This is a genomic window from Variovorax sp. P1_H2 (assembly GCF_056405295.1).
Map to the genome: position 1 here is coordinate 1 of NZ_JBFUCJ010000087.1, position 14,577 is coordinate 14,577.

The window sequence follows — 14,577 nt, forward strand, 5'->3', positions numbered from 1 at the left end:
GAGCAGCCCAATGCATCGGCAAAGCTGCACATGGTCGCCGAGCACCTTGTCGATGCCCCCCCCATCCCGATGTCCGACGCCGACCTGGTCAAGGTCGCAGCGTACATACAAGCCATGCTTGGAGGTCCCTGGATCGACTGACTGCAGCCGACGACGAAAGGCCGGGCCTTGCTCTCGCAGGGCCCGGCCTTTCAGGGGGTCAGCTTAGAGTGCGAGCCCGTTGCCGCGTGCGGCGGCACGCGCCTCGGCACGAACGCTCGCGCGGTCCACCGTGCTGGCCAGGATCGGAGCGACCGTCGACGAAGCACCTTCCGCGTACGGATCTGCGCGGTGGGCGGCAGCGACGGCTTGCAAACGAACGCTCGAGCGGTCGGCCACGCTGGCCACGACCTGCGCGGCGCCAGCCGAAGCGCCTTCGGCATACGGGTTCTCGCTGCGCGCGGCAGCGACGGCCTGTGTCTTCACGTCGGCGCGGCTGTTGGCCGACACCGGCGCATGAACGCCTTCATAGGTTTCGGCGTGAACGCCGGCGGCGGCAATGATCGCGAGGGCGAAACCGGAGAGGAGCTTGGATGCGGTGTTCATGGTGATTTCCTTCAAATGATTGGGATGACGTCGAACCGGTCTTGGGTGGGTCGCCGCCGGGCTGGCGGCCACCTCGCTCGGGGCCCTGTCCACCCAGATCAGCTTGTCGGCTGGTCTGTGGGATGAAGTGTGCGCCGAACACTAGGTACAAACCCGTATCTCCTTGCACCGCGGCGTTTCAATGGTGGAAACAATCGCGAGCGCCGTGCGCACGAACTGGACGAATGGCTCGACGGCCATCTTGCGCAGGACGCCGCGCTGCAGGGCGCCCAGCAGATGCAGGACTTTGCAGGCCCTAGTCTTCTGCCGCGTCGGCCTCGGCCGCGATCCACGCCTCGAAATCGAGCACCCGCTGGGGCACCGGCCGGTCCGCTCGCCAGGCGATGAAGTACCCGCCCTCGGTGGGCACGCGCAGATCGAAAGGCGCCACCAGCCGGCCGCTCGCCAGGTCGTCCCGCACGAAGGCGAGCAGCGCCACCATCACGCCCAGTTGCTCGGCCGCCGCCTGGTAGGCCATGGCCGCGTTCTCGAACTTCAGGCCGCGATTGCCGTCGATGCCCACCGTGCCCGCGGCCGCCAGCCAGGTCGGCCAGTCCTGGGGCCGGTTCAGAGAACACAGCAGCGCATGGTGCGCCAGGTCGGCGGGCTCCCGCAGCGGCGGGTCGCGCTGCAGCAGACCCGGAGCGCAGACCGGCAGCAGGGTCTCGCGGAACAGCAGCCGGAAGCCGGCCCCGCTCGGCGGATGGGGCTCGGAATGGATGCTGACGTCGACGTCGTCACGATCGAAGTCGGCCGGCTTGTGCGAAGTGGTGATCTGCACGTCGATCCGCGGATGCAGCGCATGGAAGCGCGCCAGCCGCGGGATCAGCCAGCGGATCGCGAAGGTGGGCGGCACCTTGATTCGCAGCAGCCACTCGTCCGTGCTCTGCTGCAGTTGGCGTGTGCCGTGCTCGATCTGGTCCAGCGCCACCCGCGTGCTGGCGAAGTAGGTCTGGCCCGCGGACGTGAGCCGGATGCCGTGCCGTCCGCGGTCGAACAGCTGCACCTTCAGCCAGCCCTCCAGCGTGGCGATGTGACGGCTGACGGCCCCCTGCGTGACGAAGAGTTCCTGCGCAGCACGCGTGAAATTGCCGCAGCGCGCTGCCGCCTCGAAAGCGCGCAAGGCATTGAGAGGAGGCAGGCGACGCGTCATGGGGATGCATTTTACTCATGCCTTGCATGCCTTTATTGTGATTGATTCGACCGTACTCCCCACATAGGATGGCACCCAGATACCTACAAAGGAGACACCCTATGATGAAAAAACTGCATGTCTGGCTGCTGAGCTCCAGCCTGCTCGGATGGCACGCCGCAGCGCCGGCACAGGACGTGGCAGCGTCCTATCCGAACCAACCCATCAAGCTGATGGTTCCGTGGCCAGCGGGTGGCGGCGTGGACACCACGGCGCGGATCGTGTCGGATCTGCTGGGTCACCGTCTCGGCCAACCCTTCGTGATCGACAACCGGGGCGGCGCCGGCGGCAATATCGGCACCGAGCTGGCGGCACGCCAGAAGCCCGATGGCTACAACCTGCTGATGTCCTCGATCAGTCCCAATGCAGTCAACATCAGTCTCTACGGCAAGCTGGGCTTCGATCCGGTCAAGGATTTCGAGCCGATCATCTACGTCTCGGCCGTCCCCAACATCCTCGTGGTGCCCGCCAAATCGCCGTTCAAGGCCGTCAAGGACGTGATCGACGCCGCGCGAGCCAACCCGGGCGCGCTCAACTACGCGTCGGGCGGGGTCGGCTCCTCCCAGCACCTGGCGGCGGTGCAGTTCGCATCCGCGGCCAAGATCGACATCGTCCACGTGCCCTACAAAGGCACCGCGCCGGCCGAGGCCGACGTGGCAGCGGGCCACGTCTCGCTGATGCTGGACACCACCACCTGCCTGCCCTTCATCGCCGGCGGCAAGATGCGCGCGCTGGCGGTCGCTTCCAAGACGCGCAACCCCGCCCTGCCCGATGTGCCCACCTTCGATGAAGTGGGACTGCCCGGCGTGTATGCCTCGTCGTGGTATGGCCTGTCGGCGCCGGCCGGCACGCCGCGCGCCATCATCGACAAGCTCAACGCCGAAGCCAACGCGGTGCTCAAGTCGCCCGAGCTGCAAAAGCGCATGCTCGCGTTCGGTGCCGAGATCGGCGGCGGCACGCCCGAGGACTTCGGCCGCTTCATGGCCAGCGAAACCAAGCGCTATGCCGAGATCGTCCGCATCTCCGGCGCCAAGCTCGACTGAACCTTGATGCATCGGACCCTCACTTCCATGCCACCCGCCCCCGCTCCGCGCACGCTGTTCGACAAGATCTGGGAACCGCACGTCGTCATGCAGCGCGACGACGGCCAGAGCCTGCTGTACGTCGATCGCCACCTCGTGCAGGACGGCTCCGCCCCGGCCTTCGAGATGCTGCGCCAACGCGGCCTGAACGTGCGGCGGGCGGATCTCGCCTTCGCCACCCCCGACCACTACGTGCCCACCGGCAGCCGCGTGCTGGCCGACATCGCCGACGCGGAGAAGCGCGCCATGGCGCAAGCGCTGCAGGACGACAGCGCCGCGGCAGGCATTCGATTCTTCGGCCTCGACGACGAGCGCCAGGGCATCGTCCATGTCGTCGGGCCCGAGCAGGGTTTGAGCCTGCCGGGCGCGGTGATCGTCTGCGGCGACAGCCACACCGCCACGCATGGCGCGCTGGGGGCATTGGCCTTCGGCATCGGTGCCTCCGAGGTGGCGCACGTCCTGGCCACGCAAACCCTCTGGCAACGCAAGCCGCACACCTTGCGCGTCATGATCGACGGGCGGCTGGCCGAGGGCGTGTCGGCCAAGGACATCATCCTCGGCGTGATCGCGAAGGTGGGCGCCGCGGGCGGCACCGGCCATGTGATCGAGTACGCCGGCGAAGCCATCCGCGCCCTCTCGATGGAAGGGCGGATGACGGTCTGCAACATGTCGATCGAGGCCGGGGCCCGCGCCGGTCTCGTGGCGCCCGACGACACGACCTTCGATTGGCTGGCGGGTCGGCCCCACGCGCCCAAGGGGCCGGAATGGGACGCCGCCCTGTCGCGCTGGCGCTGCCTGTCCAGCGATGACGGCGCCGTGTTCGACAAGGAGGTGCGGTTGCATGCCGGCGACATCGCGCCCATGGTCACCTGGGGCAACAGCCCCGAGGACGCGCTGCCCATCACCGGCCGCGTGCCCGACCCGGCGGATGCCTCGAACGACGAACGGCGCGATGCCATGCGGCGCACTCTGGCCTACATGGGGCTCACACCCGGTCAGTCGCTGACGGCGCTGTCGGTGGACCGGGTCTTCATCGGCTCCTGCACCAATGGCCGCATCGAGGATCTGCGCAGCGCCGCCGCGGTGGCGCGCGGGCGGCGCGTGGCCGACGGCGTGGAAGCCTGGGTGGTGCCCGGTTCGGGCCTCGTCAAGCGCCAGGCCGAGGCCGAAGGGCTGGACGCCGTCTTCCGCGCGGCCGGCTTTCAATGGCGGCATGCCGGCTGCTCGATGTGCCTGGGCACCAACGGCGACCAGGTCGGCACCGGCCAGCGCTGCGCCTCCACCTCGAACCGGAACTTCGTGGGCCGCCAGGGCCCGGGTTCGCGCACGCACCTGATGAGCCCGGCGATGGCCGCGGCCGCAGCCGTCACCGGGCGACTCGCGGACGTGCGCGAGCTGCCGTCCACGCGCTGAAGAAGCAGCCAACGGATCCGCAACCCATGCAAGCCTTCAGACAACTCGAAGCCATCGCAGCGCCGCTGCCCCGCGCGAACATCGACACCGACCAGATCGTGCCCGCGCTCTACCTGCAGAAGCCCCGCTCGGACAACTTCGGCAACTACCTGTTCCACGACGTGCGCCACGATGCACGCGGCGGCCGCCGGCCCGAATTCGTGCTCAATGCCGCCGTGTACGCCGAGGCCCGGATCCTTGTCGCAGGCCGCAACTTCGGTTGCGGCTCTTCCCGCGAACACGCGGTATGGGCGCTCCACGACGGCGGCTTCCGCGTGGTGGTCGCGCCGAGCTTCGGCGACATCTTCCATTCCAACGCGCTGAAGAACGGCCTGCTGCCGGTGCGTCTGGCCGAGCCGGTGGTCGAGCGCATGCTGGCGGCGCTGCTGGCCGCGCCGGGCACCCGGCTGCGTGTGGACCTGGAAGCCCAGACCGTCACCGGGCCGCAAGGCCGCACCGAAGCGTTCGCCATCGATCCCTTCGCCCGCCATTGCCTGCTGGAGGGCCTGGACGAGATCGACTACACGCTGACCCAGCACGCGCGCATCGCGGACTACGAAGGCCGCCACGCGCCGCGCTGACCTGCCTCCCACCCATTCCAGAAAGGTTCCCCAAATGAAGATTGCAGTATTGCCCGGTGACGGGATTGGCCGCGAGGTGACGGCGCAGGCGGTCAAGGTGCTCAAGGCCGTGGTGGGCCACGCCCAGCCGCTGGAACTCGTGGAGGCGGCGATCGGCCAGGCCGGCATCGACGCCGCCGGCGATCCGCTTCCCGCCGCCACGAGCGAGATCGCACGCAAGGCCGACGCCATCCTGTTCGGCTCGGCCGGCATGCCGGGCGACGAGGCCATTCCGTTCATGATGCGTCCGGGTGCCAGCTTGCTGCGCCTGCGCAAGGAACTCGGGCTGTTCGCCAACTTCCGGCCGGCCTTCCTGTTCCCCGAGCTGCTCGGCGCCTCCACCCTCAAGCCGGAGGTGGTCGAAGGGCTGGACCTGATGATCCTGCGCGAACTCACCGGCGACGTGTACTTCRGCGAGCCGCGCGGCACCGGCATCAACGCGAGCGGCGAGCGCGAGGCCTTCAACACCATGCGCTATGCGGAGTCGGAAATCGAGCGCATCGCGCACGTCGCCTTCCGCACGGCGCGCTCGCGCCAGCGCAGGCTGTGCTCGGTCGACAAGGCCAACGTGCTCGAGGTCATGCAGCTCTGGCGCGAGGTCGTCACGCGCGTGGGCCGGGACTACCCGGACGTCGAACTCACGCACCTCTTCGTCGACGCGGCCGCCATGCAGCTGATGCGCGCACCGAAGCAGTTCGACGTGATCGTCACCGGCAACATCTTCGGCGACATCCTGTCCGATGCCGCCGCCATGCTCACGGGCTCCATCGGCATGCTGCCTTCGGCATCGCTGGCGGCAGGCAGCTTCGGGCTCTATGAGCCGGTCCACGGCACCGCACCGGACATCGCCGGCAAGAACCTGGCCAACCCGCTGGCGTCCATCCTCTCGCTGGCGATGATGCTTCGCTATTCCTTCGATCAGGCGGCCAGCGCCGAGCGCGTTGAACATGCCGTGCGCCGGGTGCTCGCCGATGGTCTGCGGACCGGAGACATCTTCCAGTCGGGCTGCACGCGGGTGGGGACCGAGGAGATGGGCGATGCGGTGGTGGCTGCGCTGGACGGGAAGCAGGTCGAGGCCTGAACAAGGCGATCGGCCGGGTCCGGGCCTGAAGTCAAGTCGCACCGTTCCTCGCCTGCAGCCAGCGTGGTTATGTTCCGGGGACCCAACAGGATCCTAGGGTTTACCCCAGAATCGACCCTCCCATGACGAACGAAGTGCTTTCATGCTGATTCTCTWGATGGTTCTTGCCGCAGCCGGCGCCCTGGTTTTCCACGGCGTCCGGACATCGAAAGAGGTCGACGAGTCGAACTGACCTGCTTCAGGCCGGGCTCGAGAGCACGACGACGCCATCGGCGGCCCGCACGCCCCGGCCCGCCGGCAGCACGAAGACCGGATTGATCTCCGCCTCGACCAGGCGTTCGCCCAGTTGCGCCGTCATCCGGGAAAAAGCCACGATCGCCGAGACCAGGGCCTCGACGTCGGCCTTCGGGCGGCCGCGGAAGCCGTCGAGCAGCGGCCAGGTCTTGAGGGCGTGCACCATCTCGACGGCCTCCTCGCGGCTCAGCCCCCCCGCCGTCGGGAGCAGCCGCAGGGTGGTGTCCTTGAACAGTTCGGCCGTGACACCGCCCATGCCCAGCAGGATGGCGGTGCCCAGTGCATCGCGGTGCATGCCCAGGATGAGTTCCGTGCCGCCGGAGACCATCTCCTGAACCAGGAAGCGCTCGGGCACGATGCCGGTCCTGGCTTCCACTTCGGCCTGCATGGCCGTCAGGCGCGCCCCCACCCGATCGGGCCCGAGGTCGACGGCTACACCGCCGACGTCGCTCTTGTGCGTGATCCGGCCCGACAGCACCTTGAGCACCACGCGGCCGCCCAGCGCCTGCGCGGCGTCTTCGGCCTCCCCCGGCGTACCGACGACCGTTTCCCCCGCGCAGGGGATACCGAAGCGCGCGAACAGTTTCTTCGCCTCGGCCTCGTCGAGCGATCCGGCCGGCAGGTCGGAGATCGACACCGGGGCGCCCAGCGCCGAGGCCTCATGCGCCCGCCACCGGGTGGCTTCCAGCATTCCGGCCAATGCCACGGTGCAGCTCTCGGCCGCCGAGAAGGCCGGCACACCGCGCTGCGTCAGCAACGCCGCGACCTCCGGTGCATGCGGACTGACATAGGCGATGACGGGCTTGTCGCTGCCGGCCAGGCAATCCTGGATGGCGCCGGCCATCAGTTCGGGCATTGCAAGACCCGACGAACCGACGATGATCGCCAGCGCGTCATAGCTCGGGCTGTCGAGCAGTGCGCGGATGGCGCCGCGCAGCAGGTCGGGCTTGAGTCCGGCCAAGGTCACGTCGATCGGATTGCGGTCAAGGGCCGCGTGGTCGCCGGTCTGCAAGGCCCGCAGGCGCGCGCCGGTCTCGGCGTCGGGCGGGGGCGTGTCGAAACCGGACACGCCCAGGCTGTCGGACACCAGCGTGCCGGCACCGCCGGTCGACGTGAGGATGGCGACACGCTTGCCGCGCAGCACCCGGCCGGTCGAGAGTGCCGCAGGGATGTCGAGCAGGTCGCCGAAGGTCTGGGCGCGGATCACGCCCACCTGCTTGAACAACGCGTCGTACATGCGGTCGGCCCCGGCCAATGCGCCGGTGTGCGAAACGGCCGCCTTGGCGCCCGCTTCGGAGCGCCCGATCTTGAACGCCACCACGGGCTTTCCGGCGCGTGCGGCCTTCAGCGCGGCGGCACGGAACTTCTCGGGATTGCGCACGCTTTCGACATAGAGGGCAATGACCTTGGTCGCCTCGTCATCGACCAGATGGTCGATGAAATCGGCCAGTTCGAGATCGACCTCGTTGCTGGTCGAGATCAGTTTCGACAGCCCGATGCCGCGCGCCGCCGCGCGCGAGAGCAGCGCGCCGAGGATGCCGCCGCTTTGCGACACCACGCCGATCGAGCCGACCGGGAAGTGGTCCATCTCGAGCGCACCGCTCGCCGAAAGCACGATGCGATCCGTCAGATTGACCAGACCGATGGTGTTGGGGCCGAGAATGCGCATCCGCCCTGCAGCCTCGACGAGCTGCGCCTGGCGACGCGCACCCTCCTCGCCGGTCTCGGTATAGCCGCTGGCCAGCACGATGGCCGCGGCGGTGCCTCGCGCAGCGAGCTCCTGCACGGCCAGGTGGGCGCGCTCGGCGCCGAGCAGGACGATGCCCACGTCCGGCACCGATGGAAGCGAGGCGATGCCGGGGTAGCAGCGCAGGCCGTCGATGCTGTCGGCGCGCGGATTGACCGGATAGATGTCTCCGCTGAACCCATGCTTGCGGAGGTAGGCGACCGGGCGGCCGGCGGTCTTGCTCGCATCGGCCGAGGCGCCGATGACCGCCACGCTGCGGGGCTTGAGGAGGCGTGAGATGGCGTCCATGGCGTGGTTACTCCCGGCCCGCGCGCGACGCGCTCGGGTCTGCGCTCTTCGCCAGGAAGGCCATCACCGACTCGCGATGCTCGCTGCTCGTGTAGCAGATGCCTTGTGCCTGGCTGCCCTGCGCGAACACCTGCTCGGGCGGCAGCTCGAAGCTCTGGTTGAGGATGGTCTTGCCCAGCGCCAAGGCGGTGGCCGACCCTTTGCTCAACTCGGTGGCCCACGCCCGGGCGTCGGCCACCAGGCTCTCGGCGGGCGCCTTGCGGTCGACGATGCCCAGCCGCAGCGCCTCGTCGGCCTCCACCTTGCGCCCCGTGAAGATCAGCTCCTTGGCCTTGGCGAGCCCGACACGGCGCGGCAGGAAATACATGCCGCCGCCGTCCGGCACGATGCCGCGGTGGATGTAGGACCAGCTGAAGCTCGCCGCGTCGCTCGCGATGATGAAGTCACAGGCCAGCGCGGTGTCGGCACCCAGACCCGACGCGGCGCCGTTGACGGCGGCGATGGTCGGCTTCGGCAGGGTGTGCAGCAAGGACTGCGCATAGTGCACGCGCTGCTGGCGGTGCCAGCCGTTGAAGGCAATCTCGCCGGCCGGTGCGCTCATGCGCCGCTCCATGCCGGCGACATCGCCGCCGGCGCAGAAGCCCTTGCCGCTGCCGGTGAGGACCAGCGCCCGGATCGCCTTGTCGGCCGTGACGCGTTCGAGGGCGGCAATGAACTCGGTGCGCATGGCGTCGCTCATCGCGTTGCGCTTGTCGGGTCGGTTCAGCAGCAGCGTGGCGACACCGTCGCGCACGCTCAGTTCAATCAGTCCGGTTGTCATCTCGATGCTCTCCGTTCAATCGGTGGTGATGTGGTTTTCCTTGACGACCTTGCGCCAGCGCGCCTCCTCGCCCTTGGCATATCTGTCGAGGTCCTGCGGCGAGCCGCCGTCGATGACAAGACCCTCGCCTTCCACGCGCTTGCGGAAGGACTCCGTCCGAACGGCCTTCCTGGCCGCGGCGTTCAGGCGCGCAATGACGTCGGGCGGCGTGCCTGCGGGCACGTACAGGCCGTACCAGCTGTCGGCGACGTAGCCCGGCACGCCGGCTTCGGCGATCGTGGGCACCTTGGCCAGCGCGGGGCTGGGCGATCGCGTGGCGGTGGTGACAGCCAGTGCGCGCAGCTTGCCGCTGTCGATGAACGTGCCGACCGCGGCCGCCGTCGCGAACATCATGTCGACCTGGCCGCCCAGCACGTCCGTGATCGCCGGCCCGGCACCCTTGTAGGGGATGTGGGCGATGTCCGTCTTCGTGAGGTTCTTGAAGAGTTCGCCGGCCAGGTGCGCCGACGTGCCGGCCCCTTGCGAGGCGAATGACAACTTGCCCGGACTGGCCTTCGCCGCATCGATCACGTCCTTGACCGACCCGAGGGGGCTGTCGGCACGCACCACGAGCACGTTCGGCGAAACCCCGACCAGCATGACCGGCGCGAACGCCTTCTCGTGCTTGTAGGGCAGCTTGCCTTGAATGCTCGGGTTGACCACGTGTGCGACGGTGGCCATCACGAGCGTGTAGCCATCCGGCGGGCTCTTGGCCACCGCGTCCGTTCCGATGATCGTGCCGGCGCCGGGCTTGTTGTCGATGATGACCGGTTGACCGAGTTCCTGGCTCATGGCGATGCCCATGGTCCTGGCCACCAGGTCGGTGCCGCCGCCCGGGGCGAAGGGCACGACGATCTTGATCGGCTTGTCCGGAAACGCGGCGATGGCGGGGGTTGCGAAGATGCCGCCGGTCGCACAAGCCAGCAAGAAGTGGACGGCCAACCTGGCGCGCACCAGGGTGTGGATGAATTGCATGGATTTGTCTCCGGGTTGCAGAAGGAAGGCGAGAGGCGGGTCGAAGCGGCGGTGCTGCTCTTCTCAACGACAAGCCGAGCTTAGGGAAACAAGCGCTGAAGGGCAGCCCCCTATTTCCATCCAGTGGAATTGGCTGCCAGGCTCGCATCGCCCGTACCGCCACCGCAACCCCATGCCTTCCGAGCCCTTTCAGGGGCGCCCCACCAGGAAATCCGCCGGATCTGGAGTCGCCGTCGCCTGAATCCGCTCTCCGGCTAGGCCCCCTGGGTGGACTCCTCCGAATCGACGTCCTGAATACACGCGTTGCGCAGCGGTCCAGGGCATTGCTCGCGAAAATCCATGAAACCGAGTGCACTGCCCGCCAGCGTGAACACCAGCAGGAAAACCCAGGCTGCGAGCGCCACCGCGCTGCGGGCCCTGGAACGCGTCCGCGCCAGATAGCCCAGCCACCGCTCCTCCCCAGGCGATGCGGAGCCCTCCAGCCTGGTCAAGTAGCTTCGGAGACGGGCCATTCGAGCGTGGACGGCCCAGGCCTTCAAGCCGCCATAGGCCGGGACAAGGATCGGGACCGCCCACACGAGCCCCTGGTAGCCGACGAAATCCCCCGCGCCCCTGACCAGCCAGGCGAAGAGGGCCGCCACGGCCAGGACGCTGGCCAGTTCGAGGCGCGCGAGCTCCGCCGTCGCGCCCTGCACTTCCTTGCGCAGTGCGATGTACTCTTCTTTTGGCAGCCATGCGTCGGCCATGTTCACTCCTCCATCTTTGCGGGTGGCAGCCATGAGTGACGCGGGATGGGCATCCCCGTGCCAGCCGCCTGCCGGCATGCATTGTGGAGCGAACGGACCGCTTCTACTGAGCGGAGGCGACCGAGGCCGTGCCCCCGGTCAGCAATGCGAACGCCTCGGAGCTGGCGCCGACTGTCGTGGCCGCTTCGACCAGGCGCAATTCACCCTTTGCAGCCTCACCGCTGACGATGCCCGCCGAGGACGCCAGGGCGACGGCGCCGGCCAAGATGAAGTTCCATGTCGTGTTCATTGATGCCTCTCTGAGGCGATAGTTTGAGCCCGATCGCCCGGGAAAAAACGACGCGAAAGGAACTGCAGTGTTCGCCCGCCAGAAACAATGGCATGGTCACGGCCATCTGGGTGACTCGGACGGAAGCGCCCCCATCCTGTGGCGAGGGAAAGGAATCACGTGAGCACCCAATCAGGCAGCGCCAGGCTTCGTCAACTACCGCCGGGCATCTGGTTGCTCGGCTTCGTCAGCATGTTGATGGACGTCTCCTCGGAAATGATCCACAGCCTGCTGCCGATGTTCATGCTGACCACCCTGGGCGCGAGTGCGTTGGCGATCGGCCTCATCGAGGGCCTGGCGGAGGCCACGGCGCTGATCGTCAGGATCTTCTCCGGGACCCTGAGCGACTATCTGGGCAGGCGCAAGGGCCTGGCCGTGCTCGGCTACGCGCTGGGCGCGCTCACCAAACCCTTGTTCGCCCTGGCCCCTTCGATCGGTATCGTGCTGACAGCGCGGCTCCTGGATCGTGTCGGCAAGGGAATCCGCGGCGCGCCTCGGGATGCCCTGGTGGCCGACCTGGCGCCGCCGCAGCTGCGCGGCGCCGCCTTCGGCCTGCGCCAGTCGCTCGATACCGTCGGCGCCTTCCTGGGCCCCTTGCTGGCCGTGGGCCTGATGCTGCTGTGGGCCGACGATTTCCGGGCGGTCTTCTGGGTTGCAGCCATCCCGGGCGTGCTGGCCGTCGCCCTGCTGATCTTCGGCCTGCGAGAGCCGGACCGGCATCGGGCCGGGCCCCGGACCCATCCGATCCGTCGCCAGAACCTGGAGCGGCTTGGCCGCGCCTACTGGTGGGTGGTCGGCATCGGCGCAGTGTTCGCGTTGGCCAGGTTCAGCGAGGCCTTCCTGGTGCTGCGCGCGCAGCAAGGCGGCATTCCGACAGCCCTGGTGCCACTCGTGATGGTGGCCATGAACCTGGTCTATGCGCTGTCGGCCTATCCGTTCGGAAAGCTCTCGGACCGCACGAGCCACACCAGGCTGCTGGCCCTCGGACTCGCCGTCCTGGTCGCCGCCGATCTGGTCCTTGCCTGGGGCAGTCACTGGGGCGGCGTCCTGATCGGGGTCGCCTTGTGGGGCATCCACATGGGCCTCACGCAAGGCCTGCTGGCCGCGATGGTCGCAGACACCGCGCCCGCCGACCTGCGCGGCACCGCCTACGGATTCTTCAACCTGGTCGGCGGTGTGGCCATGCTGATCGCCAGCGTCCTGGCCGGACTGCTGTGGGATCGACTCGGGGCGTCCGTCACGTTCTACGCCGGCGCCGGCTTCAGCCTGGTGGCGCTGGTCGGACTGGCCTTGCGGGGCGCAAAGCCCCGACCCGTCGGGGGCAGAGAAACAACCATCGACCGGGATTGACTGCTCCCAGCCCAGCCCATCCCGGCGCGGTCGCCAGACTCAGCCCTTGGGTGCGGGATAGGCCAGCTGACCTGCCTTGCCCATCATTTCCACGGTCTCGGCGACGGTGTAAAGCTGCGAGGTCTTGAGCAGGCGAATATGGCCGGCGAGCTCGACGGCGATGATGGCCGTGGCGGCCACCTTGGCGTCCGGCGCCTCGTAGATGATGAAGCCGTCATAGTCGCCCGCCATGTAGTACATGCTGAGCAGTTTCCCACCCAGCTTTTCCAACAGCGCCTTGACCGGAACGCTGCGGTCTTCAGGGTGCTTGGCGAGTTTCTGCCAGCCTTCCGTGTTGTAGCTGAAACTGGTCATAAAGATAGGCATGTGTGTCTCCATCTCGTTGAGATTGAGGCGGGCCGCATGCAGGCGGAATTGCCCGAAAAAGCACCGCCTCGCGGCGTGTCCCTGCGGGACGCCTCACGCTAGCCCCCGGTCAGGCCTGGGCCCTTGATGCAGATCAACCGGCGTGCGACGCCAGATGTTCGCGCACCGCGGCCACGTGATTGCCGACCTTGAAGATGGCGTCCCGCAGCTTCGCCTCGGTGCATCGAAATTCCTTGCACCAGTACTGCAACTCCACGGGGTCGTCGTCGAGGATCCGACCGGGATCCAGTGGTTTGAAATTGTCAAGGTCGTCAGGCATGCGCTCACCTCCGAATCAACGCTCCCCCCGCTTCCCCTCACTCTTGCCCACGCGTGTCCTCGTGTTCCTGGACCCACCTGATCGCCTGCTGCTCGGCTTGGCGCAGTGCTTCTGCCTCGGTCGCGTAGGCCTCGGTATCGCGCGGCAATTCCGTCTGCCGCCCGGAAGCCGTGCCGATGCACATGACCTCCGGCAGGAACATGCCGCGCCCATCGGGCCGGGCGGCGCAACTGAAGGTCCAGCCTCGGTACGCGAAGGGCTGCAATTGACCGCGATCTGGAGCATTCATTCAACCCCCTTGCCACCGGAGCCAGAATGGATCGATCGTAAGAGCGGGCTTCAATCCACGTTTGACCTGGATCAAGTTTCACCGCGGGAAAGGGGCCATCGGCAAGCCGGCTACTGGTTCGCTTGCAGCATGGCCGCCATCTTCTGGTGGATCAGGTTGACCGCCTTCAGCGGACGAAGCATCACCTTGAACTCGGTGATCTTGCCTTCCTCGTTCCACTTGATCATGTCGACTCCATTGACGCGGATGCCGTCCAGCTCGAGCTCGAACTCGAGAACCGCGTCTCGATCGCTCGTCAGTTCCCGGACATAGCGAAAAGTCGGATTGAAGAAGACCTGGAACGCGGCAGCGAGGTAGGTCTTCGTGATGGCTTTTCCGACTTGAGGTGTGTGTACCACCGGGGAATGGAAGACCGCCTCTTCCGCCAGAAGCATGTCGAGACCTCGCACATTGCGCTCCTTGACGAGCTGGTGCCAGATCGCAATGGGGGTGGACGACATGGAGTTGCTCCTGAAAATGAACGAGGCATCTGCCTGACGCAGCGACTCTGCCTTGGGTTGGCCTGAAAAACAAGCCGCGGGCAGCGGACTCCATGGGCCCAGGCGGCGGCCCGCGGTGTCAGGCCCTCAAGGCAGGCGCCGGGCGCGATCCCCGCGACCCCGGCGCAGCGCGCGCACGCGGCACCCAGGCTTCAGAGCTTGTCCTTCACGAAGCCGGCCGCGTTCTCGTCCGCAGAGGGGCTGCCCTCGTCCGAATGGGGGTTGGCCGGGTCGCCATCGGTCGGAAACTCCGGCTCCACGGGAAGCTGCGCGGGATCGTCCTCGGAGGGGACTTTGGGAGTGGTCATGGAATGGTTCCTTGGGCTTCGAGCCAACTCCCATTGTGAGCCGCCGGCTGCAGGAAATATAGACGGGAAGCCGATGTGCCAGCCGCCGCCGCGGTCTTGATCGATGTGCGCAAGACTT

The 14,577-nt window shown here is 67.6% G+C and carries 17 protein-coding genes; 5 read left to right on the forward strand and 12 right to left on the reverse strand.

Annotation, left to right across the window (positions count from 1 at the left end; translation table 11 throughout):
- Window positions 1–204 precede the first annotated feature (204 nt).
- On the reverse strand, window positions 205–585 hold the full coding sequence (locus AC1D2E_RS24870) for a helicase SNF2 (RefSeq protein ID WP_478199908.1): 381 nt from the start codon (window positions 583–585) through the stop codon (window positions 205–207).
- A gap of 295 nt (window positions 586–880) precedes the next feature.
- Window positions 881–1,777 carry a transcriptional regulator GcvA gene (gene gcvA / locus AC1D2E_RS24875; protein WP_478199878.1) on the reverse strand — a complete coding sequence of 299 codons (897 nt, stop codon included), beginning with the start codon at window positions 1,775–1,777 and terminating at the stop codon, window positions 881–883.
- Window positions 1,778–1,878: 101 nt separating this feature from the next.
- Here gcvA and AC1D2E_RS24880 point away from each other — a divergent pair, with 101 nt between their 5' ends.
- Genes AC1D2E_RS24880 through leuB form a run of 4 tightly spaced genes read left to right on the forward strand, consistent with a single transcriptional unit; the run spans window position 1,879 to window position 6,051 of the window.
- A complete protein-coding gene (locus AC1D2E_RS24880; RefSeq protein ID WP_478199879.1) occupies window positions 1,879–2,859 on the forward strand; it encodes a Bug family tripartite tricarboxylate transporter substrate binding protein in 981 nt (326 codons plus the stop codon).
- 27 nt (window positions 2,860–2,886) lie between these two features.
- Window positions 2,887–4,311, forward strand: a complete 1,425-nt coding sequence (leuC, locus tag AC1D2E_RS24885; protein WP_478199880.1) for a 3-isopropylmalate dehydratase large subunit — start codon at window positions 2,887–2,889, stop codon at window positions 4,309–4,311.
- A 26-nt stretch (window positions 4,312–4,337) separates the two neighbouring features.
- Complete coding sequence (gene leuD, locus AC1D2E_RS24890; protein WP_478199881.1) at window positions 4,338–4,931, forward strand: 3-isopropylmalate dehydratase small subunit; 594 nt, start codon at window positions 4,338–4,340, stop codon at window positions 4,929–4,931.
- A gap of 34 nt (window positions 4,932–4,965) precedes the next feature.
- Window positions 4,966–6,051: a 3-isopropylmalate dehydrogenase gene (leuB, locus tag AC1D2E_RS24895; protein WP_478199882.1), complete on the forward strand. Its 1,086-nt coding sequence runs from the start codon at window positions 4,966–4,968 to the stop codon at window positions 6,049–6,051.
- 238 nt (window positions 6,052–6,289) lie between these two features.
- On the opposite strand, the gene AC1D2E_RS24900 is transcribed toward leuB, so the two are convergent.
- From AC1D2E_RS24900 to AC1D2E_RS24920, 5 genes are all read right to left on the reverse strand, one after another.
- Window positions 6,290–8,380, reverse strand: a complete 2,091-nt coding sequence (locus AC1D2E_RS24900) for an acetate--CoA ligase family protein (protein WP_478199883.1) — start codon at window positions 8,378–8,380, stop codon at window positions 6,290–6,292.
- 7 nt (window positions 8,381–8,387) lie between these two features.
- A complete protein-coding gene (locus tag AC1D2E_RS24905) occupies window positions 8,388–9,200 on the reverse strand; it encodes an enoyl-CoA hydratase/isomerase family protein (RefSeq protein WP_478199884.1) in 813 nt (270 codons plus the stop codon).
- A gap of 15 nt (window positions 9,201–9,215) precedes the next feature.
- On the reverse strand, window positions 9,216–10,214 hold the full coding sequence (locus AC1D2E_RS24910; RefSeq protein ID WP_478199885.1) for a tripartite tricarboxylate transporter substrate binding protein: 999 nt from the start codon (window positions 10,212–10,214) through the stop codon (window positions 9,216–9,218).
- A gap of 254 nt (window positions 10,215–10,468) precedes the next feature.
- The gene (locus AC1D2E_RS24915) at window positions 10,469–10,960 is read right to left on the reverse strand and encodes a hypothetical protein (RefSeq protein ID WP_478199886.1); all 492 of its coding nucleotides are present in this window, start codon (window positions 10,958–10,960) and stop codon (window positions 10,469–10,471) included.
- 103 nt (window positions 10,961–11,063) lie between these two features.
- Window positions 11,064–11,249, reverse strand: a complete 186-nt coding sequence (locus tag AC1D2E_RS24920) for a hypothetical protein (RefSeq protein WP_478199887.1) — start codon at window positions 11,247–11,249, stop codon at window positions 11,064–11,066.
- A 231-nt stretch (window positions 11,250–11,480) separates the two neighbouring features.
- On the opposite strand from AC1D2E_RS24920, the gene AC1D2E_RS24925 reads away from it, so the two are divergent.
- Entirely contained in the window at window positions 11,481–12,638 is a 1,158-nt protein-coding gene (locus AC1D2E_RS24925; protein WP_478199909.1) for an MFS transporter, read from the forward strand.
- Between the two features lie 39 nt (window positions 12,639–12,677).
- Here AC1D2E_RS24925 and AC1D2E_RS24930 read toward each other — a convergent pair whose 3' ends face one another.
- The 5 genes from AC1D2E_RS24930 to AC1D2E_RS24950 form a co-directional block, all read right to left on the reverse strand.
- The gene (locus AC1D2E_RS24930) at window positions 12,678–12,992 is read right to left on the reverse strand and encodes a GYD domain-containing protein (RefSeq protein ID WP_478199888.1); all 315 of its coding nucleotides are present in this window, start codon (window positions 12,990–12,992) and stop codon (window positions 12,678–12,680) included.
- Window positions 12,993–13,137: 145 nt separating this feature from the next.
- Window positions 13,138–13,323, reverse strand: a complete 186-nt coding sequence (locus AC1D2E_RS24935; protein ID WP_478173571.1) for a DUF3606 domain-containing protein — start codon at window positions 13,321–13,323, stop codon at window positions 13,138–13,140.
- Window positions 13,324–13,360: 37 nt separating this feature from the next.
- Window positions 13,361–13,612 carry a hypothetical protein gene (locus tag AC1D2E_RS24940; RefSeq protein WP_478173570.1) on the reverse strand — a complete coding sequence of 84 codons (252 nt, stop codon included), beginning with the start codon at window positions 13,610–13,612 and terminating at the stop codon, window positions 13,361–13,363.
- A 110-nt stretch (window positions 13,613–13,722) separates the two neighbouring features.
- Window positions 13,723–14,112 (reverse strand): nuclear transport factor 2 family protein, encoded by a 390-nt coding sequence (locus tag AC1D2E_RS24945; protein ID WP_478173569.1) that lies wholly within the window; start codon window positions 14,110–14,112, stop codon window positions 13,723–13,725.
- A gap of 191 nt (window positions 14,113–14,303) precedes the next feature.
- The gene (locus AC1D2E_RS24950) at window positions 14,304–14,459 is read right to left on the reverse strand and encodes a hypothetical protein (RefSeq protein ID WP_478173568.1); all 156 of its coding nucleotides are present in this window, start codon (window positions 14,457–14,459) and stop codon (window positions 14,304–14,306) included.
- Between the last annotated feature and the right edge of the window lie 118 nt (window positions 14,460–14,577).

Coding starts and splice junctions, on each gene's coding strand:
- AC1D2E_RS24870 (WP_478199908.1), bottom strand. CDS start 585: ATGAACACCGCATCCAAGCTCCTCTCCGGTTTCGCCCTCGCGATCATT.
- gcvA (WP_478199878.1), bottom strand. CDS start 1,777: ATGACGCGTCGCCTGCCTCCTCTCAATGCCTTGCGCGCTTTCGAGGCG.
- AC1D2E_RS24880 (WP_478199879.1), top strand. CDS start 1,879: ATGATGAAAAAACTGCATGTCTGGCTGCTGAGCTCCAGCCTGCTCGGA.
- leuC (WP_478199880.1), top strand. CDS start 2,887: ATGCCACCCGCCCCCGCTCCGCGCACGCTGTTCGACAAGATCTGGGAA.
- leuD (WP_478199881.1), top strand. CDS start 4,338: ATGCAAGCCTTCAGACAACTCGAAGCCATCGCAGCGCCGCTGCCCCGC.
- AC1D2E_RS24900 (WP_478199883.1), bottom strand. CDS start 8,380: ATGGACGCCATCTCACGCCTCCTCAAGCCCCGCAGCGTGGCGGTCATC.
- AC1D2E_RS24905 (WP_478199884.1), bottom strand. CDS start 9,200: ATGACAACCGGACTGATTGAACTGAGCGTGCGCGACGGTGTCGCCACG.
- AC1D2E_RS24910 (WP_478199885.1), bottom strand. CDS start 10,214: ATGCAATTCATCCACACCCTGGTGCGCGCCAGGTTGGCCGTCCACTTC.
- AC1D2E_RS24915 (WP_478199886.1), bottom strand. CDS start 10,960: ATGGCCGACGCATGGCTGCCAAAAGAAGAGTACATCGCACTGCGCAAG.
- AC1D2E_RS24920 (WP_478199887.1), bottom strand. CDS start 11,249: ATGAACACGACATGGAACTTCATCTTGGCCGGCGCCGTCGCCCTGGCG.
- AC1D2E_RS24925 (WP_478199909.1), top strand. CDS start 11,481: ATGTTGATGGACGTCTCCTCGGAAATGATCCACAGCCTGCTGCCGATG.
- AC1D2E_RS24930 (WP_478199888.1), bottom strand. CDS start 12,992: ATGACCAGTTTCAGCTACAACACGGAAGGCTGGCAGAAACTCGCCAAG.
- AC1D2E_RS24935 (WP_478173571.1), bottom strand. CDS start 13,323: ATGCCTGACGACCTTGACAATTTCAAACCACTGGATCCCGGTCGGATC.
- AC1D2E_RS24940 (WP_478173570.1), bottom strand. CDS start 13,612: ATGAATGCTCCAGATCGCGGTCAATTGCAGCCCTTCGCGTACCGAGGC.
- AC1D2E_RS24945 (WP_478173569.1), bottom strand. CDS start 14,112: ATGTCGTCCACCCCCATTGCGATCTGGCACCAGCTCGTCAAGGAGCGC.
- AC1D2E_RS24950 (WP_478173568.1), bottom strand. CDS start 14,459: ATGACCACTCCCAAAGTCCCCTCCGAGGACGATCCCGCGCAGCTTCCC.